Source organism: Pedobacter sp. W3I1 (assembly GCF_030816015.1).
GTDB lineage: Bacteria > Bacteroidota > Bacteroidia > Sphingobacteriales > Sphingobacteriaceae > Pedobacter.
Window position 1 is genome coordinate 490,648 of the sequence record NZ_JAUSXN010000001.1, and the last position, 13,098, is coordinate 503,745.

The window sequence follows — 13,098 nt, forward strand, 5'->3', positions numbered from 1 at the left end:
GGTGTTTGCAAGTAGCCTGGCCGTTTTATATCTCCGCAGGAAGGTAGCTTTTAGCCAGGTAATCATTATTTTTGGTTCAATGCAACGTTCCGGAGTTTCCGGGCGTCTTTGTTTAAGCCTGAACCTTAAACCAATTGAAAATGAAACATCCTGTTCTATTGTTAATGTTTTTTCCAGCAACCCTTTCATTTGCCGAAAAGAGGCTGAAAGTTGTTAAGGCAACTTCAACCAGTGTTAACAGCCTTAAGGGGGGCAGGCAGAAACCCCATCAATTATCCGCCTGCCTGATTGTGTTATTTGCAATTTTCATTTTTAACAATACCCTTGCCCAATCTACCGTGCAGGAGCGGATTAGGCAGGTTGAAAACGGGCTTACAGAGAACATCCAAACCGGCGATTCTGCTCCTTCGAATTTGCAGGAACGGATGAAACATTTTAAGGTTCAGGGGCTCAGCATTGCGGTGATTAAAGATTATAAAGTCGACTTTGCAAAGGGTTATGGCTTTGCTGATGCAGCACATCATATTCCGGTAAGCGATAAAACACTTTTTCAGGCCGCATCCATCAGTAAATCGCTGAACAGCCTGGCCATATTAAAGCTTTTTAAGGATCGAAACCTCGATTTATATGCAGATATCAATCATTATCTCAAAAGCTGGAAATTCCCTTACGATTCGATTTCCAAGGGGAAGAAAATCAGTATGGCAAATCTGCTCAGCCATACTGCAGGGTTGAATGTACATGGCTTTGGGGGTTATGAGGCAGGTAAACCGCTACCATCGGTCGTCCAGATTTTAAACGGCGAATCGCCGGCCAATTCAGATGCGGTACGTTCACTGTTTGTTCCCGGAACCGGCCAGGAATATTCCGGAGGGGGAACAACGATTTCCCAGCTGATACTAACCGATATTACCGGACAAAGGTACGAAACCTATTTAACGGAGCAGGTACTAAAGCCATTGGGCATGCTTAGCAGCACTTTTGCACAGCCACCCCTGGGCGTCAGGCAGGAATTGCTGTCTGCAGGATTCGACGGGGATGGAAAAGAGGTGAAGGGCAAATATCATATTTATCCAGAGCAGGCTGCTGCCGGTTTATGGACAAATCCCGGGGATCTGGCCAAATATATCATCGAGACCCAGCTGGCTTATCAGGGTAAATCGGCCAGGGTTCTCGATCAACAGCACACAAAGTTACGCCTTAGTCCGTATATGAATAACAATGGCGCTGCATTAGGTGTTTTTGTAGAGGATTACAATGGCATAAAATACTTTGGCCATGGTGCCGGCAATGCGGGATTCACCGGCGGCTACTATGGGAGCTTTGAGGGTGGAAATGGTTTGATCATTATGGTTAATTCAGATAACGGGGAAATTATTCAGGAGCTGATCAACAGCATTTCCACCGTATATGGTTTTAAGGGCTTAAGCAAGACCAAAAAGGTCACGCTTGCTGACATTCCTGACCAGGAGCTGGACCGTTATCTTGGTAATTACCAGCTTACCCCCGAACTTGTATTAACCGTAAGCCGTGAGGGTAAAAAGGTTTTCGTACAGGCAACCGGGCAGCCCGAAATAGAGGCCTTTGCAGAAAGCACTAACAAGTTCTTTTTTAAAACGATCCAGGCAAGTATGGAGTTTGTAAAAGATGAGCGGGGATTAATAAAAGAGATGATTTTTATACAAGGCCGGACCATCCACGCGAAGAGATTGTAATTTCAAACGCACATAGTTTTTGGAAAGTCCATTTTCATAAATAAGCAACCAATATAACTGTAGGGGCGCTAATCATCTCAAATGATGTGTATGCACGGTATGCTCAATAATAATTAATTATTTAAAAGATCGGTTAAAACTGATGATTCTTTATTAATTGAAAGAGATAAAATATGTATTTGTTTAAAGCATATCTTTTTTCGAGCTCCGTCACTTCCATCCGGTTCTAAAAATTAAATCAAAAATTTTATCGCCTTTAATTTTCCCTTTACGGTTTTCCGTAAGGATTGCCCTTACTATGCTTATACTTTTGATTAACTAAACAATACTAAAAGCATTAAAATTTATAAATTATGAAAACAGGCAATACCCTGAATTTTTTCAGGATAATGGGATTACTGGGCTTATTTGCAATTTCAGCATGTAAAGGTTCTGGAGGATCCAAATCAGAAGATCCGTTTGCTGCTACAAATTTCAACTTTTATGATCAGGATTTAGGAAAGCGTGTCGAAGCATACAATAAGGCCAAAACCCCAGGTAATAATCCGAAAAGAGGTACCCCTGCACTTTATATTGATTTTTCATCTGGTATAAATAAGGCTTTTAATGATCCTACGATTAAAAGTATGATGTCGACCTGCTTCAATACCGTTCTCGCCCAACAATTTGAAGTTTACAAATTAGGTTCCAAAAAAATATCATTATTAAACGTAGCCAATACAACCGAATTGGGCCAACAGGTAAGTGACCCAAAGCAATACGTTGATATTTGGGCACCTTTACAAGCTACAGTAGAGAAAATTGTTGCCGGCAACAACGATGCGCTCCTGATTACTGATTTTGAGGAGTGGCAAAATAACATAGAGGTTACCAATACGGCCTTTTTAAAAATCCCCTTCTCCAAATGGCTTGCAAAAGGAAATGCGGTCCATTTTTTTATTGCAGATTATAAAGAAGGAAAGGTTAACAAACATCTTTACTTTACCATATTCAGCTGTGGTAATCCCGATGCAGGAAGCATGATTTCAAAACTCGAATCAAAACTTTCGCCATCAACAACCAGATTTGATTTATCGAACAGTGCTTATAAGCTATCTACAACGTATCCTTCAGAAAAATCAGGTGGTATTTTTTATGATGAAAGTGCAAAATCAGATAAGGCAAAAAACGTTCTCGATTTAAAAGATGGTTACATTAACGGCCTTAAAAACGGGCACAACTTTGAGTTTTATCCACTTGGTTTAGATTGGGAAAACATCGATCAACTGCATAGTACATACGCTGGCCAAAATCAATTTAACGATTTCTTCCGGAAACTGTTTATCGATCTGAGTAATGGGGATAGTTACGCTTTTGGAAACTTCGGCGTAAAAGTTTCGGATGTGACAGCTGATTTCGAAAATTTTGCCAAAGCTGAAGAGGCTAAAAAACATCAGCCAAAATTAACCAAAGGAAATAATGGCGAGGCCAAGTTCTCTGACAAAGAAAGTGATGCAATTGCACGCGAATGTTATAATACCGAAGGGAAATTAAAGGAGCAATGGATTTACAAACCACAGGCAGGAAGCCCAATAAATGAGGTTTTTACCTTAAACCAAACCCTGTTTACAAATACCAAAGCGCTAAATCCAAAACATGTTGAACTTGGTGTTTCTTTTGACCCTAAGTTCAGTCTCGCCAACATCCATAATCCTGATGGATTAGTTAAGGTGGATGTTTTATTAAATGCTGCCACACCTAGTCTGCAAGGCACAAAAATGTCAAAATTCGAGTGGATTAATGCCAAAAGCACCCCCAATACCGCTTTATCCGAATCTATAAAAAACACCTTACAGGAACTTAAACCTGTAGATAAAGTAGTGCACTCATACTATATCAAAACTAAACAGTAATCTAAAATCATTAAAATAAATTCTAAAATGGAATCAACTTCAGCTTACATCATCTCGATCATTACCGCATTGATCTTTCTTCTTTTATCTGCCATCATTGCAAACGCCATCAAATTTGAAGGGGGGAGTAATCCCAAAGACCCACAGGCGCGTAAAACCTGGTTTTGGATATTAGCCATCTTAAATCCAGCTGCATGTTTTCTATTGGGCTATTATGCGTTCAAGCCAGACGCAAACATTATGGTATTGAATAATTATGTAACAGCCTTGAGTATCGGTACAGCTATCGGTTTTATTCTCTACATCATCATCGGTTTTGTAATGAGCAAAATATTTGTCACCGGAAAAATCGGCCACTGGTTTTAACCCTAATCAAAAACATCAATGGATAAATTATTCGTAATCGCGATAGGCGGTACCGGGATGCGCTGTTTGGAAGCCTTTACCCACTTGTGTGGAATCGGAATGTTCGACAATCAGGAGATCGAAATCCTTACGCTTGATACCGATCAGAATAACGGGAACAAAGGACGGGTTGAAGAACTGATCGGCCTTTATAACCGGATCAAAACAACCGGTACAAGTGTAGGCGGAACACCAAATGCAAATACTTTCTTTTCAGCCAAACTGAATTTACACCGGTTTTTTACCAATTATGCCGGCCCTGGAAGGGAAACTTATAAAAATATTAGCAAAATTACCACGGGCTCACCCGAGCAGCAGAAAGCTAATAAATTAATCTCCGATCTGTTTTTGGACAATGGCTCAGTACAGGAATTTTCATTGGATCATGGCTACCGGGCCCAAACCCACCTGGGTTCTATGCTGATGTATCATGGCATTGTAGAAGCAGCGCGGAATATTATAAAAGGTTCTGCGGTACAATTGCAGGAAAGGGAATTAGATGCTTTTATGGGCAAACTGGAAAGTGCCGGTGCAAATGCGAGGCTTTTTATTTTTGGGTCTATATTTGGTGGTACAGGCGCATCTTCTATTCCGGTAATTCCAAAGGCGTTACAGGATTTCGTAAAAATCCGTTCTAACGGTAATGCCAGTATCGATTTTGCTAAAGCCAAATTTGGCTCTACATTATTAACAGAGTATTTTACCTTTAACAAACCCGATGATAAACAAAAGGCGAGCAAAGCAAATAGTGTAATCGCCGATTCATCATTCTTTCCTTTAAACAGTCAGGCTGCGCTGCAGTTTTATCAGAGCGATCCTACGGTTCAGAAGTGTTATAAGCTATTGTACCATATCGGCTGGCCGATAGAAAGCAAAAAAATTGATGGCAACAACATTTCCAATCAGACCATAACTGGAGGAAGCGAGCAAAAAAACCCATGTCATATTACAGAATTATTATGTGCCTGTGCAGCATACGATTTCTTTACCCGAAACGATGGTTTAAACAGTGCAAAAGCAGATTATCTGTATAAAGCAGTAGAATTTAAAGATAATTCGTTCAATTTCTCTTTTGACGACTTTATAGGCAATGAAAATAAATCAGGTGAAATATTTGTAAATAAACTCGGCGCCTTTTTCTCGCTGGCACACATTTCTTTAACCAAAAACGGTGGCGCTTTTGATGATGCAGGTATAAAAGGTTTCATCAAACAATGTGAGAATCAAAAACTCAACCAGTACAGTACCATTACCGATGCAGAATGTAAAGATATAAACGAATACTTTAAACTCTTTGCCTACACATTCAAAGATGCCAAATTTATACCGGGCTGGCTTTACCAGGTGAGAAACTCTGTTGCCCCAGGCAGGTTCCTCTTTGATAGCAAGGCATTCCCTGATAACCCTTCCGAGCTAAAAAAACTGGATGTTGGAACCATTTTCCTGGATGAAAAACATCATTGGAGTAAAGGAGGGCTTTTTAGGGACCGCTATGATCTTTTCGTCGAAAAACTGATCAATACCAATCCCAAAGAAGAGCAAAAAGTAAATACCACCAAGGAGAAATTCCTTGCGCACATTTTTAATGCACTTACCATTTCACAAAACTTCGATATAAACTAAAGAACCATGTCAGATAAAAGAATCAAAGCCCTGGCGATAAAAGTTCATCCTAAAACAGAGCCGAACGGAGTCGAATTTGCCTGGGATAAAATTCCCCAGCTTGAAGTATTTACAAAGAACATCCTGATACCAGAAATCGCTGTTGATCAGGACGGAAATTCTTCTGTTAATATCGGAACAATTGTATCTGGTATACCTTCTGTATTTGCCAGGGCCAATTTATTCAAAAATGCCATAGATAATATTCGTGATAAAGATGCTGAAGCATCAGGTTTAATGTTGTTCTATAAGTCCCTGATCAGTGAATGGAAGGGATTGATTAGTTGTATAGCCTTAAACTATAAAGATATAGAAACGAATAGGATTCATCTATCTTATTCAGACGGCGGCCATTTAAATACAACAGTAAATATATACGAACCAACTGGTGCATTTGGCAATATGCTATTCGAGCGAAAACCCTTATGGTGTGATCAATCTTTGGCAAATAATGCAGATAGAATACCCTTTATTGATGTAATGTCTTTTAAGGGTAACGTTATCGGTGGAACTTCTCCTGACAGTTTTGTTTTTACTTCGGTATCGTACCAGATTAAGGAAAAGTTCCCTTTCATCAACGTACAGAACGGAAAATTTATCGATCCTTTACAATCTGAGATTAATTCGCAGGAACTTTTTACACTGTATGGTTACGCCAAACACATTCTGGATAATATTGAAAGGTTCAGGTTAAATTATGCCGGAGTAGAAGAACTGATAAGGCCTGAATATGGAAATATTTCGACCTGTATCCAGGCCTGGATGAACGATATGGTTATTTATCAGCAGGCAAAGGGATATCCAAAACTTGATAAATCTACACCACCCGAAGTTGGCTCTTTATTCAATTATCCTTTTAGCCTACTTTTTAATTATTCTACAGAATTATTTGGTTCGGAGGGGATTATCTATAGCGAATCGAAAGAAGGAAGTATCCTATTCGATCCGAAAGATTTACTGCTTCCGGATACTACCGAGATTGCCCAGATCGATTTTAGCAGAGAAGGGATGGAAACCCGGAACTTTCTAAAATCAAAACCCATATTGCTATTGGCGGCCGAAACCAAGGGCCAGCTGAACAGCTACGCTTATTTTACCCTCCCCTTAACACCGTTGGCTCTAAATGTTTTTGGTGCTACGCTTGACGCATTGGTGGGCATTTCGGAATCATCTAACGTAAAATCGCGGATTACCGCCATTTACGACCCAACGGATAAGGATGGCGAACGTTTAATCGTTCAGTTAAAACTATATACCGAAACCGGAAACGAGATTGTTAAAGAGGTAATTTATAAGGTAACCTCCGAATCGATCAGCGGGAAAGACATTTTAATGTGGCCTAATTTTATATCCAAACAATGGAACCGATATTTTCTTTATTCAGAAATACCGCATAACGACGCTAAGTTTCAGGCTACGCCATTTATCGGAAATGTGGATGATGATTTTTTCAGGATAGTTTTAGATGAGAAGGGTTTCCCTTTATACCTCGCCAATAACGGAAAGGCAGCAGTTATTCCCGAAAAATACGGTAACATCAAAGCACAGCTTCATATTGCCTCGAACAATGCGGTGGCCGACAATAAATACAAATACGAGATATACGAAAGTAATAAACCTTTTAAAGGGATAAAATTTGCACACGCTGGGGTTGATTGTGGTTTTGGGATTATCCGTTACGACGGATCGGGCAATACACAATCTTTACCCATAAATATGTTAAACGCTCCGAGGGCATTATCCCCAGCCTTTTTGGGTGTCGACTTTGGCAGTACAAATTCATCTATTGCTTACTTTTCCGATCAACGGAATGAGGTTTGCGAAAATTTAAAACTGACCAATAAGCGGGTATCATTGCTGGCCAGCGACAGCAAAAACAATGACGAGAGGCCTGCAGTGGAAGATGAGATTTTCTTCTTTCAGAACGACGAAATCCTGACTAATTCCATTAAATCCGTATTAACCATACACGATTCGAGAAGAGTTGTGAACGACGGCAACATCCAGGTCAATTCATTAATGGCGCAGGCGGTAAAAGGTGGTTTTCCATGTTTTGAAAAAAATCTGCCCATTGAAAATGCAGAAAACAACAGGTACATTTTAGGTTATAACCGGATTGGCAGGGCCGAACTGGTGTACAACATGAAATGGTCTACACAACAGATTGATAAAAGCTATAAAACGGCCTATCTCGGCACCTTGCTCCTTCATGTATATGCACAATTATTTATTGAAGGACACGAACCGCATACTTTAAAATGGTCGTACCCATCATCAATGGGCAAGGAATTGCTGAGCGAATACAGGGGAATATGGGACTCGCTCAAAGAAATATCGCCAATTGAAAGCAATGTTAAATTAAAAACCTTCCCTCCTTCTGATCTTTCAGATATCGGCGACACATCGGGCAGCAGTAGCTGGGGATCTTCAGTACCCGCATCTGGATGGGGCAGTCAGGCTTCAGCCCCTACAGCCACAACCTCGGCCTGGGGTTCAGCAGAAACAGTGAATACCGGATGGGGTGAACAACCTAAAGCAGATACCGCTACAGGATGGGGCAATGAGGCCCAAAAAATAGTTACAGCTGTAGATATCAAAACCGAAACCGGTCCGGTAAGGTTCGATTTCAAAAAGTTAAGCAATGAAGAATCCTTATCCGAAGCCTGCGCCGTAGCAAATTACCTGGTCCGGCCAAATGGGGGTTATTCCATTAACCCAGGAGAGTTAGTACTCTGTTTCGATATCGGTGGTAGTACAACTGATATTACCGCATTGTGCCAAATGGAAGGTGGAAAGGCAATGATCAAACAGAACTCGATCCGTTTTGCTGCCGAACGTGTGGCACAGGCAACCAAGTTTTCTCCAAATTTTAAAAATGTGCTGCTCAGAATATGCGAAAAGAAAAAAATATTGATCCAGGGATTAAATTCCGGCACACCTAAATTTAACGAAAATACGGCTCCGTATTATTTTGAGCAGGTTGTTGATCGCTTAGAGGCATCGGACTTTGAAACTTTTTACCTTTTAATTGCTGCCGAGTGTAAAGAAATGATGAGCATTAACCTGTACGTTACAGGCCTGATCATGTTTTATGCAGGTCAGCTTGCCTATAAATTAAGGAATGAAATTGTAAAATCTGAAGATGCTCCTCCAGCAGTTAAAGCCATCCCACCTAAAATAAAAATTGCTTTTGCAGGAAAGGGCGCCAGGATATTCGACTGGTTTACGGCAGTAAATCCCGTCGCAGCCGATGATTATTATACGCAGATGTTTATCAGGGGAATGGGTGGAGAAGCAGTGGCTAAACAAACCATTAGTCCGATCACCACCAGTCCGTTAAAGATAATCGATATCAATTCGCAGCGCGGAACAGACAATGCAGATATTAAATACGAAGTATCGAAAGGTTTGGCAATCCCAACCAATATCACCAGTATTCTGGTACCTACCAATAAACAGGCCATTGAGATATTAGGTGAAGATAATTTCTGTGTAGTTACCCCAAATGGTGAATTTAAGTACCTGGAATCGACCAATTCCATTACCTCTGAAATGCTGGAGCATATCGGGAACCACTTTATCTGCCTGCCACAGGAAGGCAAGCCGCATTGTCCAAGATTTATGGATTTTGCAGACCTGTTTTATAAGGTCTCATCGAGCATGTTCGGTTTGAAAATGAATGCAACAGATTTTATGGCTGGTTTTCAGGATATGAACATCGAAAACTATATCAAAGGCGAGCCGGATTTTATCAAAGCGCAAAAGCGGAAACACGACGATCAGAAAGATTTCGATTATGTGGCTCCAATCATCATTCTGGAAGGAATGAAATTCTTCGAAAAACACTTGCTTAAGGGTATTCAAAAACAATAGCGGTGATGAAATTCTGTGTATTGGCAAAAATATCGAAGCGGACAGTTTCTTTCTGGTATCAATCAGATAGTAACCCTTATGCTCCATTAAAAATGAAGGAATCGAATGAAATTCCTTTATACTTTTACGTAAATGGCAACGATTTTATTTTTGGGGCCGCAGCGAGGGAACGTTTCTATAAGAATGACCCACATGCTTATGGTAATTATTTTGAAATTGTAAAGGATCCCAGTAAACACTTTATTATTTACGGCAACAAAAAGCCTGTTAAACAGCTGTTTTATTACGGTATTGAACAATACCTGTCGCACTTTTTAAATACGGTATTATACAAAGCCGATTCTATCGAATCGTACAGGCAGCAGTTCCCTTTACGCTTTTTATTTGATGACGATATTGAAGACAATGAAAAATCGCTTATCGAAACCCTGTTCCAGGAAGCCGGTTACTTTAATTTAGACCGCGTCAGATATAACCATACGCTTTTTAATATTCTGGCTCAAAAGCAGGTACTGCCAAACAATAAGGCTATCCTGCTAATGAATGGTATTGATGATGTACTTTATCTAAAACTTTATAAAAATAGTAAGGCCGACGTGCTGGGCTCAGCCAAACTGGTAGGTCAGGGTGCAGATCCAAGGGTAAAAATATTGGCCGATATGATTGTAGAATACATTATCCTCCAAAATTCTTATCTGTCGATTAATAAAGAGAACGAAATTTCTTTTCTGCTGCCGTTCTCTGCAGGATTACTTCAAAATATCAATCCGATTATTAATGGTGAGGCTGAACTATCCGACGGAAACCGGTACTGGTTTAATATAAAGGAGAAAAACCTGAACGACAGGCTTCATTATTATGCCAATGATGGAATGATTTTCACGGCAATAGACGACCTGTTGAAGGTAAATAACTTATCGGTGGATAATGTAATGATCTTACTTGGATCAGAAGAAATTAACACACTTTATTTTTCCGAAAAATTGCTAAAAAAATATCACCATGTTATCGCATTACAACCACTAGATGTTAAAGATACCATGCAGTCTATTTTTCAGGAAATTGCCAGTATCAATTACAATGTTAAAATAAAAGCACATACTGCAGCACCGGTAATGACAAGGCCTCCGCTACCAACCCCTAAACCACCACCGCCTTTGCCACCAAAAAAGGAAAGTAGCGCTCCAAAATCTGTGAATATTCCCAAGCTACCCGAATTAAAAGTGCTGCAAAGCACAAAAAACAATTCAGTAAAACCACCACCATTACCTCCTAAAAAAAGTTAGGTGCATCAATTAAAACATAATAAAATGGCTATACAAATAGAAAAAAGAAAACCTGTATCACTAACCAGGGAAGAACCAGGTTTAAATAACATTATTGCGGGTTTAGGTTGGGATCCAGCCCTTGTAAACGGGCATCCTGTAGATCTCGACCTATCGTTATTTATGCTCGGCGAAAATGGTAAACTCATTGCCGATGAATACTTTGTTTTTTATAACAATAATACCAGTCCAGATGGTTCTATCCATTACCCTGGTGATAGCAGAGGTGGCGAAGGTGATGGCGATGATGAAGTAATCCATATCGATTTATCCAAAATAGACCCAAGGGTTGAGTTCCTTTATTTTGCGGTAACCATTGATCAAAGCGAAGAAAGAGGCCATCATTTTGGCCACGTTCAAAACTCCTACATCAATATCAGAAACAATGCCGATAAATCGGTTCTGTGCCAATATATGCTTAAGGAAGAATTTACAAATGAAGATTCCCTCATGATTGCCTCTTTATCCAGAAATGGCGGTGAGTGGAATGTCGAGGCCCTTGGCCAAGCTTTTTCTGGTGGTCTTAATACATTAATAGAATTATATCAATAAAAAGATGAGCAGTTTTAACTTAAATAAGGGAGATCGGTTCTCCCTTTCAAAGGCAGCGCCTGGACTAACCGTTGTAAAAATTGGAATGGGCTGGGATCCTAACGAGCAACCGGGAGGACCAGAATTCGACCTGGATGTTTCGGCCTTTTCGATAGACAGTGATTTTAAAATCCCTTCTGATTCTTACTTCACCTTTTACGGGCAGATAAGGATGGGCAATAAAATTGAGGATAAGATAGAAAAAGGCCTATTTAGGCCATTTACTGAAGATGGAGCAATTATCGGCGCTATAGATGATCCGGATGGAACCAGAAGTGATGGCGACGACGATGAAGATATGTTTATTGATTTATCCAAAGTCAGCGATAAAATCGAACAGATTATCATTTGCTGTACGATCTGTAAATATCCTCATGACAATAAAAAAGACAGGAGAACATTAGACCTGCACTTTGGAAAAGTAAACGATTGTTACATCAGAATCGTTGACGAAAGTAATGGTTCGGAAATACTGCGTTATGACCTGAAAGACCAGTACATCAATGAAGATGCTGTAGAATTTGGGCGTTTATTCCGTGTTGGCGATAGCTGGGAATTTGAAGCAATGGGCAGGGCGCACACCGGTAGTTTACAAACTTTAGTTGATATGTACACCTAAACAATATAAAATTATGGCATTTGATTTAAATAAAAACGATGGTTCTAAAAAGGAACCATCTAAATTTGATCTTTCGAAAAAAGAGGTTGAGAACCCAGTTCCAAAGTCACGGGCATGGTTAATTGGGCTGTTTGGGGTATTAATTGTTGGTGGTGGTATCTGGTATTATTCATCTAATAAAACGTTAGATACTCTTGTAAAAGAGCCCATTCAAAATGTTTCTTCAGATCCGGCTGCCGTGGCTACCGCCATAACACCGGCAAAAGAAAAAGTTGATGTTACAGACACAACAGCTGCGCCGATAAAGGCTTTGGGAACCGAAGAAAAATCAAACAAAAAAACCAGTCTGGATGATGCTTCGCCTAAATTAGAAACTGCAGCACTCAAAGCATTAAACCATACGGTACCGGTAACATTTGCTCGGGGAACATCATCTTTTGCAAGTATTAACAAACCTTTAATTAAACGCATTTTAGCACATTTAACTAAAAACCCTACGGCGTCCATTCATATTGACGGTTATGCAAGCAGTGATGGCCCCTTAGCAGTAAACCAACAGATATCGCAGTTGAGGGCAGAAGCATTTAAAAATCATTTAACCTCACTGAATATTGAAGCAGCTCGGATAAGCGCAATAGGAAAAGGCATTGAAAATCCGATTGAATCAAATAACACCGACGCCGGAAGAAAAAAGAATAGGCGTGTTGAAATTACATTTCTATAAGTTAACCATTTAAGAAAAACCTGTGGCAAAAAGAAGAACCAAAAAAACAAAACAAAGGGGTTTTAAGGAAATCTTAATCTTATTAGGGATGCTGTTTAGCAGCATCCTTTTTATTATCAAAATAATTGTTGGAAGCATTGGCTGGTTAGAAGTTTTTGCTCCGATAGTAATCGTATTTTTTATCCTTTTTATTCTATCGGTATTAAAAATGGCATTGAGGAAGGTATAGCAAATTTTATAGGATGGATGCCTGATAGATGGATATGCTATCAGGCATTTTTAGTATTAAGGA

The 13,098-nt window shown here is 39.8% G+C and carries 9 protein-coding genes; all 9 read left to right on the plus strand.

Annotated elements, in window-relative coordinates; genetic code table 11:
• Nucleotides 1-140 precede the first annotated feature (140 nt).
• The 9 genes from QF042_RS02100 to QF042_RS02140 all read left to right on the plus strand — a co-directional run bounded on the left by QF042_RS02100 (nt 141) and on the right by QF042_RS02140 (nt 12,806).
• The gene (locus QF042_RS02100) at nt 141-1,715 is read left to right on the plus strand and encodes a serine hydrolase (RefSeq protein ID WP_307524861.1); all 1,575 of its coding nucleotides are present in this window, start codon (nt 141-143) and stop codon (nt 1,713-1,715) included.
• Between the two features lie 353 nt (nt 1,716-2,068).
• A complete protein-coding gene (locus QF042_RS02105; protein ID WP_307524863.1) occupies nt 2,069-3,607 on the plus strand; it encodes a hypothetical protein in 1,539 nt (512 codons plus the stop codon).
• Nucleotides 3,608-3,634: 27 nt separating this feature from the next.
• Complete coding sequence (locus QF042_RS02110; protein ID WP_307524865.1) at nt 3,635-3,973, plus strand: hypothetical protein; 339 nt, start codon at nt 3,635-3,637, stop codon at nt 3,971-3,973.
• Between the two features lie 18 nt (nt 3,974-3,991).
• The gene (locus tag QF042_RS02115; RefSeq protein WP_307524867.1) at nt 3,992-5,635 is read left to right on the plus strand and encodes a hypothetical protein; all 1,644 of its coding nucleotides are present in this window, start codon (nt 3,992-3,994) and stop codon (nt 5,633-5,635) included.
• Nucleotides 5,636-5,641: 6 nt separating this feature from the next.
• Nucleotides 5,642-9,547, plus strand: a complete 3,906-nt coding sequence (locus QF042_RS02120; protein WP_307524869.1) for a hypothetical protein — start codon at nt 5,642-5,644, stop codon at nt 9,545-9,547.
• Between the two features lie 2 nt (nt 9,548-9,549).
• A complete protein-coding gene (locus QF042_RS02125) occupies nt 9,550-10,833 on the plus strand; it encodes a hypothetical protein (protein WP_307524871.1) in 1,284 nt (427 codons plus the stop codon).
• Nucleotides 10,834-10,857: 24 nt separating this feature from the next.
• Nucleotides 10,858-11,424: a TerD family protein gene (locus QF042_RS02130; protein ID WP_307524874.1), complete on the plus strand. Its 567-nt coding sequence runs from the start codon at nt 10,858-10,860 to the stop codon at nt 11,422-11,424.
• A 4-nt stretch (nt 11,425-11,428) separates the two neighbouring features.
• A complete protein-coding gene (locus QF042_RS02135; RefSeq protein ID WP_307524877.1) occupies nt 11,429-12,082 on the plus strand; it encodes a TerD family protein in 654 nt (217 codons plus the stop codon).
• Between the two features lie 13 nt (nt 12,083-12,095).
• On the plus strand, nt 12,096-12,806 hold the full coding sequence (locus QF042_RS02140) for an OmpA family protein (protein ID WP_307524879.1): 711 nt from the start codon (nt 12,096-12,098) through the stop codon (nt 12,804-12,806).
• Nucleotides 12,807-13,098 lie beyond the last annotated feature (292 nt).

Bases quoted from the DNA above. Each gene is read 5' to 3' on its own strand.
- QF042_RS02100 (WP_307524861.1), top strand. From the start codon at position 141: ATGAAACATCCTGTTCTATTGTTAATGTTTTTTCCAGCAACCCTTTCA.
- QF042_RS02105 (WP_307524863.1), top strand. From the start codon at position 2,069: ATGAAAACAGGCAATACCCTGAATTTTTTCAGGATAATGGGATTACTG.
- QF042_RS02110 (WP_307524865.1), top strand. From the start codon at position 3,635: ATGGAATCAACTTCAGCTTACATCATCTCGATCATTACCGCATTGATC.
- QF042_RS02115 (WP_307524867.1), top strand. From the start codon at position 3,992: ATGGATAAATTATTCGTAATCGCGATAGGCGGTACCGGGATGCGCTGT.
- QF042_RS02120 (WP_307524869.1), top strand. From the start codon at position 5,642: ATGTCAGATAAAAGAATCAAAGCCCTGGCGATAAAAGTTCATCCTAAA.
- QF042_RS02130 (WP_307524874.1), top strand. From the start codon at position 10,858: ATGGCTATACAAATAGAAAAAAGAAAACCTGTATCACTAACCAGGGAA.
- QF042_RS02135 (WP_307524877.1), top strand. From the start codon at position 11,429: ATGAGCAGTTTTAACTTAAATAAGGGAGATCGGTTCTCCCTTTCAAAG.
- QF042_RS02140 (WP_307524879.1), top strand. From the start codon at position 12,096: ATGGCATTTGATTTAAATAAAAACGATGGTTCTAAAAAGGAACCATCT.